We start from the raw sequence: 16,952 nt of genomic DNA on the forward strand, positions 1-16,952 counted from the left end.
GGTCCAGGCGGCGCGGTAGACCAGCAGCGCCGCCGCATCGACATCGAGCGCCATGTCGGCGATGGCCAAGCTGTTTGCCACCGACAGGGCGCAAGAGGTGATCGACAAGGCCGTGCAGCTGCACGGCGGCGACGGCGTCCGCAAAGGCCACATCGTCGAAAGCCTGTATCGCGAGATCCGCGCGCTGCGCATCTATGAGGGTGCCTCCGACGTGCAGAAAGTGGTGATTGCGCGGCAAGTGATGGGCGCGGCCTGAAGCAGGTCGCGCCCACGGACCAGACTGTTTTGACAATGGATATTGCGAACCGAGTTTTGACGAATCGGGAGACTGAAATGCACCAGATTCTGCAGCCGGAAGGCTGGGCCAAACCTGTCGGCTACGCCAACGGCGTCGCGGCGCGCGGTCGGCTCGTCTTCGTTGGCGGACAGGTCGGCTGGAACGGCCAATGCCAGTTCGAAACCGACGACTTCGTCGGCCAGGTGCGGCAAACGCTTCAGAACATCGTCGCGGTGCTGGCGGAAGCCGGCGCGGGGCCGCAGCACATCACCTCGATGACCTGGTACTTCACCGACAAGGCCGAATACCTTGCCAATCTCAGGGGTATCGGCGAGGCCTATCGCGAGGTCATCGGCCGGCATTTTCCGGCGATGGCCGCCATGCAGGTGGTGGCGCTGGTCGAGGATCGCGCCAAGATCGAAATCCAGGCCACCGCCGTCATTCCGGAATAAATTATTGGCTGCCTCAGGAATAAATTATTCGCGAAGCCCCGCCTGCCTCAAGATCGGCAGCACGTGATCGCAGAAATAGGGCAGTTCTTGCGTGTAGTTGACGAAGGACAGCGCGATGCCCTGATAGCCGTGCCCGGCAATTGCGACCATGTCGGCGGCGATCGTTTCCGGCGTTCCGATCAGCGGGTAGGTGCCGGCGCCGCCGGCGAAACGCTGCCGGTAGCGGTCATAGGCGTGCGGGTCGTGCGATTGCGAGAATTCCTTCTTGCCGGCCATGTGGGCATCGACGGCGTCATGGTCGGCCATATCGACGGCGTAGCGCGTGTAGTAGGCCTGCGCCTCTTCCATCGTCGGGCGGCAGACGACATGCGCCACGGTGTAGACGCCGACATCGCGGCCTGCCTTATCGGCCCGCTCGCTGATGTCGGCGACATGCTTGCCGGCATCGCTCATTTCCGAAAATGTCGTGAACAGATAATCGCACCGGGCGGCAGCGAAATCGCGGCCCGGCCCGCCGAAGGCGGCGTTCATGGTCACGGGGCGCGGAACCTGCAGACTGGCCGGCCGGCTGACAGCCTCCTTGAGGCGGTAATAAGTGCCTTCGTAATCGAGCGGCTCGGCCGACGCATAAAGCTTTTCCAGGATTTCGATCCATTCGGCCGCCTGATCGTAGCCCTTCTCGACCAAAGGCGTGCCGAACATGCCGAATTCCTTCGGGTTCCAGCCGCAGACGATGTTCAAGCCCGCGCGTCCCTGGCTGATATGGTCGACCGTCGCCAGCGCCTTGGCGGCATAGAGCGGATGCACCAGCGGCACATGCACGGTCATGAACAGGCCGATCTGCTCGGTGGCCATGGCGAGTGCCGCCGCCCAGGTGAAGGTCTCGAACGACCATTCGCGCACCTTGTTGCGGCCGCCGAAGCCGCGCCAACGCGCGATCGGCAGCATGAACTCCAGCCCGGCGCGGTCGGCGATCTGGGCTGCGGTCACATTGTCCTGCCAGCTCGCCGCCCAGCGCTCCGGCACATCGGTGATGGCAAGCCCGCCATCGGCATTGGTCGAAAAGACGCCAAGCTTCAGTCTGTTCGAGCCGTGCAAAGGGTGTGGTTTGTTCACGTCGCGACCTCCCGGCGAAGATCGCACGCTAGGCCCGCGCGGAAATATTTCAAGCCTGAAATAGCTTGGCGTCACCATCGCTCGCGGGTATCGGTTCCAGCGGGCCGCACCGTGTCCACCACGCAACGGACATCGCAGCTTTTTAAGCTTAAAACTTTCGCCTTGAAAAGCGCCGCACTTTGGATAAGCATTCCGGAGTCGATGGCGATTGCCGTGCCGGACGGGCTTGCCGGCCAGTCCATCGAGCAGACCAGTCCATCGTGCCGGCCAGTCCATCGTGGGTGCTCCGGGTGGGAGTCTCAGTTCTTGTCGTTCATACTGCCCCAGTCATCATCCAACACGCGCCATGCCTTCGATGACGTGCGCGCGGATTCGCGGTCTGCAACACACAACATCGCCAACCGTGACCGCATGGTCGCTGCCATGAATTGACGCCCTGCGTGAAGCGGGGCGGCAAAAAACCGTGCGGGAGCAACCCGCCCGATCAACAACAGAGGGAACAAAAATGAGCTTCACGCGTCGCAAATTGCTTCTTCTCGCCGCCGCCATCGGCATCGCCGCCGGCCCCGCCACCGCTTATGCCGCGGATGTGCTCAATGTCGGCGCCTACCCGACCAACCCGCCCTTCGAATTCAAGAACGAGAGCGGCACTTTCGAAGGCTTCGAGGTCGACATCGTCAACGAAGCCGCCAAGCGCATCGGCATGACCACCGACATCGCCGATCTCGGCTTCCAGGCGCTGTTTGCCGCCACCACCTCGAAGCGCATCGACGTCGCCATCTCGTCGATCACCATCACGGCGGAGCGGCTGAAGTCACAGTCGTTCACGCAGCCCTATTATGATTCCGATATGGGCATCGCCACCAAGGCCGACAGCCCGATCAAGGCCGAGGCCGACCTCAAGGGCAAGATCATCGGCGTGCTGTCCGGTTCGACCGGCGAAACCTGGGTCAAGGCGCATCAGGAAGCCGACGGCTTCAGCGACGTGAAGGGCTACGACACGCAGCAGAACCTGCTGCTCGACCTCAGCGCCGGCCGCGTCGATGCGGCAGTCAGCGACATTCCGGGCATGGAATATTCCTTCACCAAGATGAAGGACCTGGTGGTCAAGGAGCGCATCAAGACCGGTGAGCAATACGGCCTGATGATGACCAAGGACCACCCGCTGCTCGGCAAGCTGAACGATGCGCTGAGCGCGATGAAGAAGGACGGCACGCTGGCCGCGATCCACAAGAAGTGGTTCGGCAGCGACGCGCCCGCCGACTCTTCGACCATGAAGGAAATGCCGCTGCCGAAGGCCTGAGCTGAAGGCTGCGGTAACATCGTGCCGGCTTTCCAGGCCGGCACGATTCTTTCACGCCTGGCCGCCGGCTTCTGCCGCAGATCTCCTGCCCTCGGCGGCCCATGAGTTTAACGTGAGCATTCTTTGCTCTGGGGTTCGGGAACGCTCCCATGTCGCTGATCGACACCTTCTTCAACCCCGACGTCATTATGTCCAGCCTGCCGGCGCTGCTGCGCGGCTTCCTGAACACGCTGCTGCTCGGCATTTTGAGCATCGGCATCGGCATCCCCATCGGCCTGGGGATCAGCCTGGTGCGGCTCTATGCGCCGAAGCCGTTGCGCTGGCTCGCGGTCGGCTACACCGACATCTTCCGCGCCCTGCCGGTGCTGGTCGTGCTGATCCTGATCTACTATGCGCTGCCCTTCCTCGGCATACGCCTGTCGTCCTGGGCATCGGCGGTGACAGCCTTCGCCTTCATCATGTCGGCCTACTCGGCCGAGGTGTTCCGCTCCGGCATCGAGAGCATTCCGCGTGGCCAGTTCGAGGCGTCGCAGGCGCTTGGCCTGCCGTTCCTCCTGACCTTGCGCAAGGTGGTGCTGCCGCAAGCGATCCGCGTCGTCATCCCGCCGATGACCAGCAACTGCGTCTCGATGTTCAAGGACACCTCGCTCGCCTCCACCGTGGCGCTGCCGGAACTCTTGAAGGAAGCGACCAACGCGCAGTCGCTCTACGCCAACCCATCGCCGCTGATCGGCGCCGCCCTTGTCTATCTCATCTTCCTCTGGCCGATGGTCCGCCTCGTCAGCCTGCTTGAAGAGCGCTTCAAGACCGAAAAGAAGCGCTGACCTCGCCAACCGATCCCACCCCGTCCAAGCCCTCCGCAGGAGCCTACCCGTGAATAAGCATCAAACCGACAATGCGAATGCCACCGCGTTCCCCGTCGACACCATCCGCGCCATGTTTCCAGCCTTGCAGCGGGCCGGCGATTTCATCTTTTTGGACAACGCCGCCGGCGCGCAGATCCCGCAGAGCGTGCTCGACGCGGTGACCAATCATCTGGTTTCGCACAATGTGCAGCGTGGCGGCCGCTATGGCCGCAGCGTCACCGTCGACCAATCGGTCGCCGATGCGCGGACAAGCGTCGCTCTGCTCATCAACGCCTACAGCCCGGCGGAAATCTGCTTCGGCATGAATGCCACCTCGTTCATCCGCCTGGTCAGCCTCGGCATCGGCCAGATGCTGCAAGAGCGCGACGAGATCGTCGTCACCGACATGGATCATGACGCCAACATCGCGACTTGGCTGGCGCTGGAATCGGCCGGTGCGAAATTCAAATGGTGGCGGATGCGTGAGGACGGCAATCTGCATGTCGACGATCTGCGTCCGCTGGTCTCGGACCGCACCCGCCTGGTCGCCTGCACGGTCACGGCGCACTCGATCGGCTCGATCGTCGATGTCGCTGCGGTGGCTGGGATCGCGCATGCGGCCGGCGCCGAAGTGTTCCTCGACTGCGTGCATTACGGGCCGCATGGACTGATCGACGTGCAGGCCTGGGATTGCGACTATCTCGTCTGCTCCGGCTACAAGAATTTCTCGCCGCATATGGGCTTCCTGTGGGGCCGTTTCGAAACGCTGAAGCGGCTGCCGACCTTTCGCGAGGACTTCATCCCCGACGAGCCGCCCTACAAGGTCGAGGCCGGCACCTTCATCTACGAGAACGTTTCCGGCATGGATGCGGCGGTGCAGTATCTGGAACTGATCGGCCGCAATCTGGCGCCGTCCAACAACCGCTCCCGACGCGAAAACATCGTTGCCGGCATGGGCGCCATCCGCGACTACGAGCTGGTGCTGGCGCGCGAGATGCTGGCCGTGCTGAAGGATTGCGGGGCAACCATCTACGGCGTTGCCGACGAGGCGCGCATCCATGAGCGCGTGCCGACCTTCTGCTTCAACATCGGCAAACTATCGCCGCAGCGGGTCGTCGAGGAAATGGCCGAGATGCAGATCGGCATCCGCGACGGCCACATGTACGCGCCACGGCTGATGAAGCGTCTCAACCTCTCGATGGACAGCGGCGCCATCCGCGCCTCGTTGGTCCACTACAACACGGTCGAGGAAGTCCGGCGCTTCGGCGAAGCTCTGCGTGCGATTGTCGCGAAGTTGTCCCGAGCTGCGGCCTTCGGGCCGGTCGAGTAGTAGGCTGCGGCTACATTGGGGGTCGTAATCCTGGGGTCTGCGCGACGCTTCGCCCTAGGCCCTGTACTGATAAATGAAAAAGGACTGCGATAGGTGGAAAACTGCCCTCCCAGCATGCAAGATGGCTGATGGCCAATTTATCGTTCCAGCACTTGAACACCGATTGGAATGCCGAGCCCAATGCTCCTGACATAGAGCTGGTAGTCGAAGGCAACAGCGTCCGCCTTTCCTTTCGTCTTAACCCGTGGGCCTACAGTGCCGAGCCTGGAGAAATTGCGACGCTACGATTCCTCGGCTGCAGTCGTTTTCGTTGGGACGCGACGAACGATCATGCATGGTTTGCAGGAAAAGGGCTTTACGGCGGTCAGGCTCCGAAATGGGGCGAGTTCTACGAGGTTATGGGCGACACTCGGGTCGTCGAGGATGACGATTGGGATGTCTTGTCGGCGGATTTGCCGACCTCCCGTCAATTCCTGTTCTACTTCCGTGACGACACAATTGAGATCGTGGCTCAAGATTGGTTGCTGACACGGGAAACACCACTGGCCGCTGAGGACCCCTCCGGCTGAGACTTTCATACTGCGGCGGAATCTGATTCAGACTCCGCAATAATATGAAGGTCCCGGTCGAAAAACGACTCCATTGCGGATCTACACCCAAGGATATATGCTGTCGCAGCGCGCCTAGGCATCCCGCTTCACCATCGCGCATGTTCCATGAAAGTAAAGAATAGATTCGACTCGCTCATGCACGCGGTCTGTGCTGGTCATGGGTATTGCGGAGGAATGCACGGCGACAAATTCATGCATGTCACCGATTTTATCCCTCAATCCGGTGATGTCACAGCGGACCAATTCGTGGAATGGGTCTTTCTAGCTGAAATTGAGAACAAGAGTGAGCGAATGTCCCCCAGATGGGATCGGCATCGCCAAAGGATACGAAGCTATTTTGTTGAGTACATGGGATCAGACGTCATCGATGCCAGCCAATTAAAATGGGGTGTAGAGGGCTAAGCCAGCCCCTTTGCCCTGCTTCCCAATCATCGCGGTCATACTGCATTTATGAGTTCACGACCTAGGATGACGAAAAGCCTCAGGCGGCCTTCTTCTTCGCCAGCCTCGCTTTGATCGACGCGACGTCGGCGCGCGGCGTCGCGGCGAACAGCGTCCTGGTGTAGCTGTGCTTGGGGTCGGCGAAGACCTCGTCGCGCGAGCCGTATTCCACCGCTTCGCCGAAATACATCACCATCACATCGTCGGCGATGTAGCGTACCACGGACAGATCGTGGCTGATGAAGACGTAGGTCAGCTGGAACTCGTCCTGCAGGTCGGCGAGCAGGTTGAGCACCTGCGCCTGCACCGACAGATCGAGCGCCGAGACCGGCTCGTCCAGCACCAGCAGGCTCGGATTGAGCATCAGCGCGCGGGCAATGGCGATGCGCTGGCGCTGGCCGCCGGAGAACATATGCGGATAGCGATTGTAATGTTCGTGACCGAGCCCGACCTTCTTCAGCATCTTCATCGCCAGGTCGCGCCGCTCGGCCGCCGGCTTGTCGGTGTTGATCAAAAGCGGCTCGCCCAGCACGTCGCCGATCTTCTGGCGCGGATTGAGCGATCCGTAGGGGTTCTGGAAGACGATCTGCACCTTGCGGCGCATCTCCTTGGTCAATCCGCCCTTGGCGATGTCGACCTTGTTGCCGTCGATGAACAATTCGCCCGATGTCGCCGGATCGATCAGCGTGATGATGCGGGCAAGCGTTGACTTGCCGCAGCCGCTTTCGCCGACAATGGCCAGCGTCTTGCCCTTGTCGACCTTGAACGAGACGCCCTTGACCGCGTGCACGGTGCGCGGCCCGGTGAACAGGCCGCCGCCGATGTGGTAGTCGCGGACGATGTTCTTGCCTTCGAGAACCGTGGTGCTCATCAGGTGGCTCCCGCAGCAGAAGGCGCCGGCTCGAACATCATGTCGGAAACGGTCGGCAGCCGGTCGCCGACGGCGTTTTCCGGCAAGGCCGACAACAGCGCCCGCGTGTAATTGCTCTTTGGCGATTCAAACAGCGACAGCACGTCGGCCTCTTCCATCTTGCGGCCCTTGTACTGGACGATGACGCGGTCAGCGGTCTCGGCCACCACGCCCATATTGTGGGTGATCATGATCAGGCCCATGCCGTATTTGGCCTGCAGCGAAACCAGCAGATCGAGGATCTGCTTCTGGATGGTGACGTCGAGCGCCGTGGTCGGCTCGTCGGCGATCAGCAGTTTCGGATTGCAGGCAATGGCGATGGCGATCATGACGCGCTGGCACTGGCCGCCGGACATCTGGTGCGGGAAGGAACTCAGCCGCTCTTCAGGGTCGGCGATGCCGACCAGCTTCATCAGTTCGATGGCACGCGCCCGGCGCTGGGCGCGGTCCATGCCCATGTGGAAGCGCAGCACCTCCTCGATCTGGAACCCGACGGTGAAGCACGGGTTGAGGCTGGCGATCGGCTCCTGGAAGATCATCGAGATGTCCTTGCCGACGATCTTGCGGCGTTCGGACGGGCTGAGCTTCAGCAGATCGACGCCGTCGAAGGCCATGCGGTCGGCCTTGACGGTTGCCGTGTTGGGCAACAGCCCCATCACCGCCAGCATCGACACCGACTTGCCGGAGCCGGACTCGCCGACGATCGCCAGCACTTCGCGCGGCTCGATCGACAGGTCGATACCTTGCACGGCCATGAACGGTCCGGCCGCGGTGTCGAAGGAAACGGTGAGGTTCTTGATCTCGAGCAGAGGCATGCTCAGGACCTCTTCAGCTTGGGGTCGAGCGCGTCGCGCAGACCGTCGCCGATCAGGTTGATGGCAAAGACGGTGATCAGGATGGCGAGGCCAGGGAAGGTCACCACCCACCAGGCGCGCAGGATGAACTCGCGCGCTTCGGCCAGCATGGTGCCCCATTCCGGCGTCGGCGGCTGCGCGCCCATGCCGAGGAAGCCAAGGGCCGCCGCCTCGAGGATGGCGTTGGAGAAGGACAGCGTCGCCTGCACGATCAACGGCGCGATGCAGTTTGGCAGGATGGTGACCAGCATCAGCCTGAGATGGCTGGCGCCGGCGACCTTGGCCGAGACGACATATTCGCGGGTCTTTTCGGCCATCACGGCGGCGCGGGTGAGCCGGGCGAAATGCGGCTGCAGCACGAAGGCGATGGCGATCATGGCGTTGACGAGGCCGGGGCCAAGCACCGCGACCAGCACCAGGGCCAAGAGCAGCGACGGGAAGGCCAGGATGATGTCCATGATGCGCATGATCAGCGTGTCGACCCAGCCGCGGCAGTAGCCGGCGAGCAGGCCGAGGATGACGCCTGAAATCAGCGCTGACGTGACAACGACGAAGCCGATGGCGAGCGAGAAGCGCGAGCCGTAGATCAGGCGCGACAGCATATCGCGGCCGACGGCGTCGGTGCCGAGCAGGAACTGCGCATTGCCGCCCTCCTGCCAGGCCGGCGGCGTCAGGAAGAAGTCGCGGAACTGATCGTCCGGCGAATGCGGCGCCAGCAGCGGCGCGAAAATGGCGATCAGGATCAGCAGCGCGAAGACGAAGAGCCCGATCACCGCGCCCTTGTTGACGGAGAAGTAATGCCAGAACTCGCCGAACATCTGCAACCTGGCGTCCTGCGGCTTGACGACGGTCGCGGCTTCGATGGTGGCGGGGCCTTCATTGCTCATGTCAGTTGGCCCGGATGCGTGGGTTGATGACGGCGTAGAGCACGTCGACGATGAGGTTCACCGACATGACGATCAGCGCGATCAAAAGCAACCCGCCCTGCACGGTGAAATAGTCGCGCTTGGAAATGGCGTCGATCATCCATTTGCCGATGCCGGGCCAGGAGAAGATGCTCTCGGTCAGGATGGCGCCGGTGAGCAGCGTGCCGACCTGCAGGCCGATGGTGGTGACGACCGGGATCAGCGCGTTGCGGAAGGCGTGCAGGCCGATGACCCTACGCGGCGCCAGGCCCTTGGCGCGCGCGGTGCGGACATAGTCCTCACCCAGCACCTCGAGCATCGCCGAGCGCGTCTGCCTCGCGATGACGGCGAGCGGAATGGTGCCGAGCACGATGGTCGGCAAGATCAGGTGCGACAGCGCCGAACGGAAGGCGCCCTTCTGGCCCGAGATCAGGGAATCGATGGTCATGAAGCCGGTCACCGGCTTGAAGAAGTAGAGGAGGTCGATGCGGCCTGAAACCGGCGTCCAGTGCAGCATGCCGGAGAACACGATGATCAGCAGCAGACCCCACCAGAAGATCGGCATGGAATAGCCGGCCAGCGCCGTGCCCATGGTCAGTTGGTCGAACCAGGAGCCGCGGCGGATGGCAGCGAAAATGCCGGCGGCCACACCCAGGATGACGGCAAAGATCATGGCGAAGATGGCGAGCTCGACCGTTGCCGGAAAGCGGACAAGGAAGTCCTTGAGCACCGGTGTCTTGGTGGAAAACGAGGTGCCGAAATCACCGCCGAGGATGTTCGTCAGATAGGTCAGATATTGTTGCCAGATCGGCAGGTCGAAACCGAACTGGTGCATGAGCGCCGTGTGGCGTTCGGGCGACAGGCCGCGTTCGCCCGCAAGCACCAGCACCGGATCACCGGGCAGGATGCGCACGAAGCCAAAGGCGAGGATGGTTATCCCGATGAAGGTCGGGATGATGAGGGCGAGCTTGCCGAGGATATAACGCAGCATGGCGGGCGAGTGGGGGCGTCACCACATGGTGGCGCCCCCGTTTCGCAACCTTATTCGGCGATATCGACGCCGTCGAAGCGGTGGATACCGAGCGGATCCATCGCAAAGCCGGTGACGGTCTTCTGCATCGGCATGAACACCTTGGAGTGAGCGAGCGTCGCCCAGGGTGCCTGTTCCTTGAAGATGACCTGTGCCTGTTCATAGAGCTTGGTGCGCTCGGCCTGATCCGAAACGGTCTTGGCCTTGTTGATGAGCGCATCGAAGTCCTTGTTGCACCATTCCGCGCGGTTGTTCGAACCGACGGAAGCGCAGCTCAGGAGCACGCCGAGGAAGTTGTCCGGATCGCCATTGTCGCCGGTCCAGCCGACGATGACGGCGCCGTCGTGATCGACCGCGGAAGCGCGCTTGAGGTATTCACCCCAATCGTAGCTGACGATCTCGACGGTGACGCCGACCTTGGCGAAGTCCGCCTGGATCAATTCGGCGGTGCGGCGCGCGTTCGGCATGTAGGGGCGCGACACCGGCATGGCCCAGACGTTCATCTTGAGGTCCTTGACGCCGGCCTCTTCAAGCAGCTTCTTGGCTGCATCCGGATCGTACGGATCGTCCTTCACTTCCTTGTTGTAGGACCACATGGTCGGCGGGATCGGGTTGACCGCCACCTGGCCGGCACCCTGGAAGACCGCGTCGATGATGGCCTTCTTGTTGATGGCCATGTTGAGCGCCTTGCGCACGCGCACGTCGTCGAACGGCTTCTGCTGGGTGTTGTACATCAGCGCGCCGACATTGAGGCCTTCCTGCTCCTCGACCTTCAGGTTCGCATCGGCCTGCAGGCCGGCGATGTCGGCCGGTGCCGGGTACGACATGATGTTGCATTCGCCGGCCTTGAGCTTCTGTGCGCGCACGGCCGGATCGGTGGTGATGGCGAAGACCAGATCGTCGATCTTCTGCTTGCCGCCCCAATAGTCCGGGTTGGCCTTGTAGCGGATGGCGGCGTCGGTCTGGTAGTCGACGAAGATGAACGGGCCGGTGCCGATCGGCTTCTGGTTGAACAGCTCAGGCGTCTTGTCGGCCTGCAGCTTGTCGGCATATTCCTTGGAGACGACGGAGGCAAAATCCATGCCCAGCGTCGGAATGAAGGTGATCGCCGGCTCCTTGAGGGTGAACTTCACCGTCAGGTCATCGACCTTCTCGACCTTGGTGATGTTGTCGCCGAACTGGTCATTGTAATACTGGTAGGCAATGCCCGGAATGTACTGGAACCAGGGACCGTTCTTGTCGACCTGACGTTCGAACGAGAACACCACGTCGTCGGCGTTGAAGTCGCGCGTCGGGGTGAAATAGTCGGTGGCGGCGAACTTGACGCCCTTGCGCAGCTTGAAGACATATTCCTTGCCATCGTCGGAGATCGTCCAGCTTTCGGCCAGGCCCGGCGAGGTCGTCGTCTTGCCGTGATCGAATTCGACGAGGCGGTTGAAGACGGTGCGCGAGGACGCGTCGAACGTCTGGCCTGCGGTATACGGCGCCGGATCGAAACCTTCCGGCGAAGCTTCCGCGCAGTAGACCAGAGTTTTCGCATTGGCCATGCCGCCCAGGACGCTTGCAGCCAGCAACGCGGCTGCAAAAGTCAGCTTCTTATTCATTGAGCACTCCCTGATGTTCTTCCAAGCCCCTCTATCAGGCTCGCGAAGCGCGCATATAAGCACCGTTTTTCCGGCTTTGGAACACCCCGTTTGCTTACCCCGCGGGAAGCAGGAAAAAAATCCGCAACTTTGCCAAATTGCAGAAAAAATTAGCCGTTTCTTCCGTTCACGAGATTATTAACAGCCGAATTTTTTTATTGATCGCCAGGCTGACGATATAAATGTTCCCGGCGCTTCCGAGCGGCCGTGGGATGCGTCAGGACACCGCCTGGAGCGCTGGCGGCGGCAAAGACTTTCGACGGCAAATCTTTCGCCGCGTTGCCGCAAGGGCAAGACTTGCACGCTCACCAAGGGAGGCAATACATAGGGTGTAGCGGCCGCAGCGGAGGACGCCCTTGCCAATTCAGGGGCGAGTGCGGCACGGATGAACAAGACTTGTCCAGGGAGGAACGGTTGGCAAAAGCATCAAGGACGACGGCGCCGGTGAAAGCGGGAGCCAAGGCGCCGTCGAAAGCAGCCGGTACTGCCAAGCCGAAAGCACCCGTTGCCAAAGCCGCCAAGCCGAAGGCGGCCGCGGCACCTGTAAGGGCAAGCACAAAGCCGGCGGTGAAAGCCCCGGCCAAGGCTGCGGCCGGAAAGACGGCGCCGGGGCGTAAAGCGGGTGCGGCAAAGCCCGCTGCCAGGCCGGCCTCGAAGGCCGCGGCAGCGGTGAAGGCCCCACCGGCGGCAAAGCCGGCCGACGCCACCGCCAACCGATTGCCGAAAGCGCTGACGGCGCTGGCCGCCGGCTTGCCGGAAAAGCCGTGGCTCAAGAGCTATCCGAAAAACGTGCAGGCGGAGATCGGCGCCCTGCCCTACAGCTCGATCGGCGATTTCCTCGTCGCCGCCTGCAAGCAGTTTTCCGCGCAGCCGGCCTTCACCTGCATGGACAAGTCCATCAGCTACACCGATGTCGAGCGGCTGTCGGCGGCCTTCGGCGCCTACCTGCAATCGAAGGGCCTGCAGAAAGGCGCGCGCGTCGCGCTGATGATGCCCAACGTGCTGCAATATCCGGTGGCGATGATGGCGATCTTGCGAGCGGGTTATGTGGTGGTGAACATCAATCCGCTCTACACGCCGCGCGAGCTCGAACACCAGCTGAAGGATTCCGGGGCGCAAGCCATCGTCATCCTGGAGAACTTCGCCAACACCTTGCAGGCGGTGATCGCCAGGACCGCGGTCAAGCATGTGGTGGTCGCCGCGATGGGCGACATGCTTGGCGGGCTGAAGGGCACAATCGTCAATTTCGTCGTGCGCCGCGTGAAGAAGATGGTGCCGGCATGGTCGCTGCCCGGCCATGTCAAGTTCAATGCCGCCATGAAGGCCGGCGCCGGTATGGGCTTCAGGCCGGCCAAGGTGGCAGCCGACGATGTCGCCTTCCTGCAATATACGGGCGGCACCACGGGCGTCTCGAAGGGCGCCACGCTGCTGCACAGCAACGTGCTCGCCAACGTCGCGCAGAACGCGCAGTGGATGGAGGACGCCTACACGATCAAGCCGAAACCCGCGCATCCCAACTTCATCTGCGCGCTGCCGCTCTATCATATCTTCGCGCTGACGGTGAACGCGCTGATGGGCATGCAGCAGGGCGCCCGCAATGTGCTCATTCCCAATCCGCGCGACATCCCAGGCTTCGTCAAGGAATTGCAGAAATATCCGGTGCACATCTTTCCCGGCCTCAACACGCTGTTCAACGCGCTGCTCAACAATGAGGATTTCCGCAAGCTCGACTTCAAGCCGCTGGTGCTGACGCTGGGCGGCGGCATGGCGGTGCAGAAGGGCGTCGCCGAACGCTGGAAGGCGCTGACCGGATGTTCGGTCACCGAAGGCTACGGCCTCTCGGAAACCTCGCCGGTGGCCACCGCCAACAAGTTCACCGCCGGCGACTTCACCGGCACCATCGGCTTGCCGCTGCCCTCGACGGAGATCGCCATCCGCGACGAAGACGGCAACAATTTGCCGCTCGGCGAGGTCGGCGAAGTCTGCATCCGGGGGCCGCAAGTGATGGCGGGCTACTGGAACCGGCCGGATGAGACCGCCAAGGTGATGACCAAGGACGGCTACTTCAAATCCGGCGACATGGGCTTCATGGACGAGCGCGGCTACACCAAGATCGTCGACCGCAAGAAGGACATGATCCTGGTCTCGGGCTTCAACGTCTATCCCAACGAGCTCGAGGAAGTCGTGGCGATGCATCCGGGCGTGCTCGAAGTGGCGGCGATCGGCGTGCCGGACGAGCATTCGGGCGAGGTGCCGAAACTGTTCGTGGTCAGGAAGGATCCGGCGCTGACCGCCGAGGCACTGACCGCCTTTTGCCGCGAGAACCTGACCGGCTACAAGCGGCCCAGATACATCGAATTCCGCACCGAACTGCCGAAGACGCCGGTCGGCAAGATCCTGCGGCGAGCGCTGCGCGAATGATTGCAGCCGGCGGCGCGGATGCCGTAGATGCACCTTGCCGTCCTGACCCGGCAGAGTTCATCAGGACGAACATGCGCCTCGCCCCGGTGCCGTCGGTGCCTGAGATCCAGCTTTTTACACCGCACCCGGCCAGTGGCCTGAGACGGCTTACCGATACGCACCAAAGCGCTGACGACGATGACGACACGATCGAGGCGGACAACAATGGACCTGAGCCGCAGCCGCCTTACTGGGCTTACGTGTGGGCCGGCGGCGCGGTGCTTGCGCGCCATATACTGGATCATCCGCAAACGGTAGCCGGTCGCCGCGTGCTCGACCTTGGTGCCGGCTCCGGCCTTGTCGGCATCGCCGCAGCCAAGGCCGGTTCGCGCGAAGTGATCGCCGCCGAGATCGACCGTAACGGCGTTGCCGCGATCGGCCTCAATGCCGCGGCCAACGGCGTCGAGATCGCCATTGTCGACAAGGACATTACCACGGGTCCCCCGCCGGCGGTCGAGCTCGTGCTTGCCGGCGACGTGTTCTACGGCCCTGAGGTTGCTCTGCGGGTTATCCCGTTCCTCGACCGCTGCCTGGCGGCCGGCATCGAGGTGCTGGTCGGAGATCCCCGCCGCAACGACCTGCCGCTGTCCCGGCTGCGATTGCTCGCCGAATACAAGGTGCCGGATTTCGGCGACGCGAAGGGGGCTGCGACGAGGCTTAGCGGCGTCTTTTCGTTTGAGGAGGGAGCGCGCTGACGCCACAGAGCAAGCCTAAATTCTACTCATTGTGGACAAACATCGAGGGCAGAAAATAGATTCGACTAGCCGTTGGTCGGAGAAGTCGAGTGGCGTGGATTAAAGTTGTTCAACGTATCGGTTTCACAGTTTGCCCAAAATGCGAAAATCGGGGCTTCGATCTTCAGCCAGGCGAAGACATCGACAGCGCAAAGCGCCAAGATCAGGTGCGGCAAATGCGGGTACGTTTGTTCTGCTGATGAGTGGCCCATTGTGTCCGAAAACAAACCAGAAGCTCGATAGTTTCCATGGACTGCTCCCCCATCTCGGCCATTGGCAGAAAATCCCGAGGTGAATCGAGTTTGACCTAGCCTTTCCCGTCAGATCGTCTCCCTGACCCGCGCCGAGAGAAAATCCGGCAGGTCGGCGACCGAATCCAGAACCACATCGGCAATGCCGGCCAGCGATTCGCGGGTGCCGGTGCCGGAGAGCACGCCGACCGCCAGCCCGCAGCCGCCGGCACGTGCCATTTCGAGGTCGTGCCGGTTGTCGCCGACCATGGCGATTTCCGCCGGCTTGAGGCCGGTGAGATCGCTAAAGGCCTGGATGGTGTCGGGCGCCGGCTTCGGATTGGCCACCGCGTCGTAGCCATAGGCCGCGTCGAACAATTGAGCGACGCCGAGCGTGACCAGCGTCTTTTCCGCGCCGCTGGTCGAATCGTTGGTGGCGACGCCAAGCCGGTAGGATTTCCTGTGCAGTGCCGTCAGCGTATCGACGATGCCCGGCAGCGCCACGGCCATCGCCGAGCCTTGTACGGAGGTGATCTCGTTGAAGCGGGCAACCGCAAGCATCTGATCCTCGTTGGACAGGCGTGGGAACCACAATTCGACGACGTCGAGATTGGTGCCGGAGGCAAAGATGGAGTCCGGCTTGAAACGCTTGTTGGCGAAATCGAAGCCGGCAGCGGCCAGCAGCCTGTCGGCTTTCCAGCGATCGCCTTCCGACGCATCCATGGCCATGAAGTCGGCAACGCCGAGCCAGGTGGCGTTGAAGTCGACAAGCGTGCCGTCCTTGTCGAACAATATTCCCTTGATGTCTGCCAAGCTTTTCACTCCGAGCCACGCAAATGCTGGATGAATCCCACAAGGCCAGCGGTCGATGCATCCCGATTGGCGGCACTTTCCTTGCCCTCCACGACAGGCAACAGGCCGGTGGCCAGTTCCTTGCCGAGTTCGACGCCCCACTGATCGAAGGAGTTGATGTTGAACAGCGTGCCCTCGACGAAGACGCGGTGCTCGTAGAGCGCGATCAGCCGGCCGAAGGTGCGCGGGTCGAGCTTTCTGTAGAGGATGGTGACCGAGGGACGGTTACCCGAGAAGACGCGGTGCGGCGCGATCTTGTCGACCTCGGCCGGCTTCATGCCCTTGGCCAGCATCTGGGCGCGCGCCTCGTCCAGCGTGCGGCCCTTCATCAGCGCTTCCGACTGCGCCAGGCAGTTGGCGAGCAGCAGATCATGCTGGTGCTTGAGATCGGGCTCGTGGCCGACGGCCGCGGCAAGGAATTCGACCGGGATGAAATCGGTGCCCTGGTGCAGCAGCTGGAAGAAGGCATGCTGGCCGTTGGTGCCGGGCTCACCCCAGACCAGCGGTCCGGTCGGCGTCGTCACCGCCGTGCCTTCGAGGGTGACGCTCTTGCCGTTCGATTCCATGTCAAGCTGCTGCAAATAGGCCGGCAGCCTGGACAGGCGCTGGTCGTAAGGGATGACGGCGCGCGCCGGGTAACCGCAGATCACGCGATGCCACCAGCCGACCAGTCCCAGCAGCGCCGGCAGGTTCTCCTGCACCGGCGCGGTGCGGAAATGCTCGTCCATCTCATGCGCGCCATCAAGGAAGGCGCGAAAATTCCGCGGGCCGACAGCGATCATCACCGGCAGGCCGATGGCACCCCAGAGCGAATAGCGGCCACCGACCCAGTCCCAGAAGCCGAAGACGCGATCGGGCGCGATGCCGAACTTGGCCACCAGGTCGAGCGCGGTCGAGACGGCGGCGAAATGCTTGCCGACCGCTTCCTTGCCGAGCGCCTTCTCCACCCAGTCGCGCGC

Annotated in this window: 16 protein-coding genes; 8 read left to right on the forward strand and 8 right to left on the reverse strand. The window is 62.4% G+C overall.

Annotated elements, in window-relative coordinates; all coding sequences use genetic code 11:
• Window positions 1-52 precede the first annotated feature (52 nt).
• On the forward strand, window positions 53-256 hold the full coding sequence (locus tag EN879_RS05150; RefSeq protein WP_348631489.1) for an acyl-CoA dehydrogenase family protein: 204 nt from the start codon (window positions 53-55) through the stop codon (window positions 254-256).
• Window positions 257-333: 77 nt separating this feature from the next.
• Window positions 334-729, forward strand: a complete 396-nt coding sequence (locus tag EN879_RS05155; protein WP_063169943.1) for a RidA family protein — start codon at window positions 334-336, stop codon at window positions 727-729.
• A gap of 24 nt (window positions 730-753) precedes the next feature.
• On the opposite strand, the gene EN879_RS05160 is transcribed toward EN879_RS05155, so the two are convergent.
• Window positions 754-1,845, reverse strand: a complete 1,092-nt coding sequence (locus tag EN879_RS05160; RefSeq protein ID WP_063169942.1) for an LLM class flavin-dependent oxidoreductase — start codon at window positions 1,843-1,845, stop codon at window positions 754-756.
• Between the two features lie 505 nt (window positions 1,846-2,350).
• Here EN879_RS05160 and EN879_RS05165 point away from each other — a divergent pair.
• From EN879_RS05165 to EN879_RS05180, 4 genes are all read left to right on the forward strand, one after another.
• Window positions 2,351-3,148, forward strand: coding sequence for an ABC transporter substrate-binding protein (locus tag EN879_RS05165; RefSeq protein WP_024503391.1), 798 nt, complete (start codon window positions 2,351-2,353; stop codon window positions 3,146-3,148).
• A 149-nt stretch (window positions 3,149-3,297) separates the two neighbouring features.
• Window positions 3,298-3,972, forward strand: a complete 675-nt coding sequence (locus EN879_RS05170; RefSeq protein WP_013527987.1) for an amino acid ABC transporter permease — start codon at window positions 3,298-3,300, stop codon at window positions 3,970-3,972.
• Between the two features lie 49 nt (window positions 3,973-4,021).
• Entirely contained in the window at window positions 4,022-5,323 is a 1,302-nt protein-coding gene (locus EN879_RS05175; protein WP_063169940.1) for a cysteine desulfurase-like protein, read from the forward strand.
• A 128-nt stretch (window positions 5,324-5,451) separates the two neighbouring features.
• On the forward strand, window positions 5,452-5,892 hold the full coding sequence (locus tag EN879_RS05180) for a hypothetical protein (protein WP_063169939.1): 441 nt from the start codon (window positions 5,452-5,454) through the stop codon (window positions 5,890-5,892).
• 523 nt (window positions 5,893-6,415) lie between these two features.
• Here the strand turns inward: EN879_RS05180 and EN879_RS05185 are convergent.
• The 5 genes from EN879_RS05185 to EN879_RS05205 all read right to left on the reverse strand — a co-directional run bounded on the left by EN879_RS05185 (window position 6,416) and on the right by EN879_RS05205 (window position 11,678).
• Window positions 6,416-7,246, reverse strand: coding sequence for a dipeptide ABC transporter ATP-binding protein (locus EN879_RS05185; RefSeq protein ID WP_063169937.1), 831 nt, complete (start codon window positions 7,244-7,246; stop codon window positions 6,416-6,418).
• Window positions 7,246-8,100 carry an ABC transporter ATP-binding protein gene (locus EN879_RS05190; protein WP_024503389.1) on the reverse strand — a complete coding sequence of 285 codons (855 nt, stop codon included), beginning with the start codon at window positions 8,098-8,100 and terminating at the stop codon, window positions 7,246-7,248. The genes EN879_RS05185 and EN879_RS05190 overlap by 1 nt, the downstream gene beginning before the upstream one ends.
• A gap of 2 nt (window positions 8,101-8,102) precedes the next feature.
• A complete protein-coding gene (locus EN879_RS05195; protein WP_224618710.1) occupies window positions 8,103-8,957 on the reverse strand; it encodes an ABC transporter permease subunit in 855 nt (284 codons plus the stop codon).
• Between the two features lie 70 nt (window positions 8,958-9,027).
• On the reverse strand, window positions 9,028-10,035 hold the full coding sequence (locus EN879_RS05200; RefSeq protein ID WP_063169936.1) for an ABC transporter permease subunit: 1,008 nt from the start codon (window positions 10,033-10,035) through the stop codon (window positions 9,028-9,030).
• A gap of 50 nt (window positions 10,036-10,085) precedes the next feature.
• A complete protein-coding gene (locus EN879_RS05205; RefSeq protein ID WP_013527993.1) occupies window positions 10,086-11,678 on the reverse strand; it encodes an ABC transporter substrate-binding protein in 1,593 nt (530 codons plus the stop codon).
• 453 nt (window positions 11,679-12,131) lie between these two features.
• Between EN879_RS05205 and EN879_RS05210 the strand changes: the two genes are divergently transcribed.
• Together EN879_RS05210 and EN879_RS05215 are read left to right on the forward strand one after the other, a co-directional pair.
• Window positions 12,132-14,138: a long-chain fatty acid--CoA ligase gene (locus EN879_RS05210; protein ID WP_063169935.1), complete on the forward strand. Its 2,007-nt coding sequence runs from the start codon at window positions 12,132-12,134 to the stop codon at window positions 14,136-14,138.
• Window positions 14,135-14,872, forward strand: a complete 738-nt coding sequence (locus tag EN879_RS05215) for a methyltransferase (RefSeq protein WP_027161817.1) — start codon at window positions 14,135-14,137, stop codon at window positions 14,870-14,872. The genes EN879_RS05210 and EN879_RS05215 overlap by 4 nt, the downstream gene beginning before the upstream one ends.
• A gap of 359 nt (window positions 14,873-15,231) precedes the next feature.
• Here EN879_RS05215 and EN879_RS05220 read toward each other — a convergent pair whose 3' ends face one another.
• Together EN879_RS05220 and pgi are read right to left on the reverse strand one after the other, a co-directional pair.
• The gene (locus EN879_RS05220) at window positions 15,232-15,954 is read right to left on the reverse strand and encodes an HAD family hydrolase (protein ID WP_063169934.1); all 723 of its coding nucleotides are present in this window, start codon (window positions 15,952-15,954) and stop codon (window positions 15,232-15,234) included.
• A 5-nt stretch (window positions 15,955-15,959) separates the two neighbouring features.
• Window positions 15,960-16,952 (reverse strand): glucose-6-phosphate isomerase (gene pgi / locus EN879_RS05225; protein ID WP_127273971.1); only part of this gene is annotated, 993 nt, incomplete at its 5' end.

Origin of the sequence: Mesorhizobium sp. M7A.F.Ca.AU.002.02.1.1 (assembly GCF_003998535.1) — a bacterium.
Classification (GTDB): Bacteria; Pseudomonadota; Alphaproteobacteria; order Rhizobiales; family Rhizobiaceae; genus Mesorhizobium; species Mesorhizobium ciceri.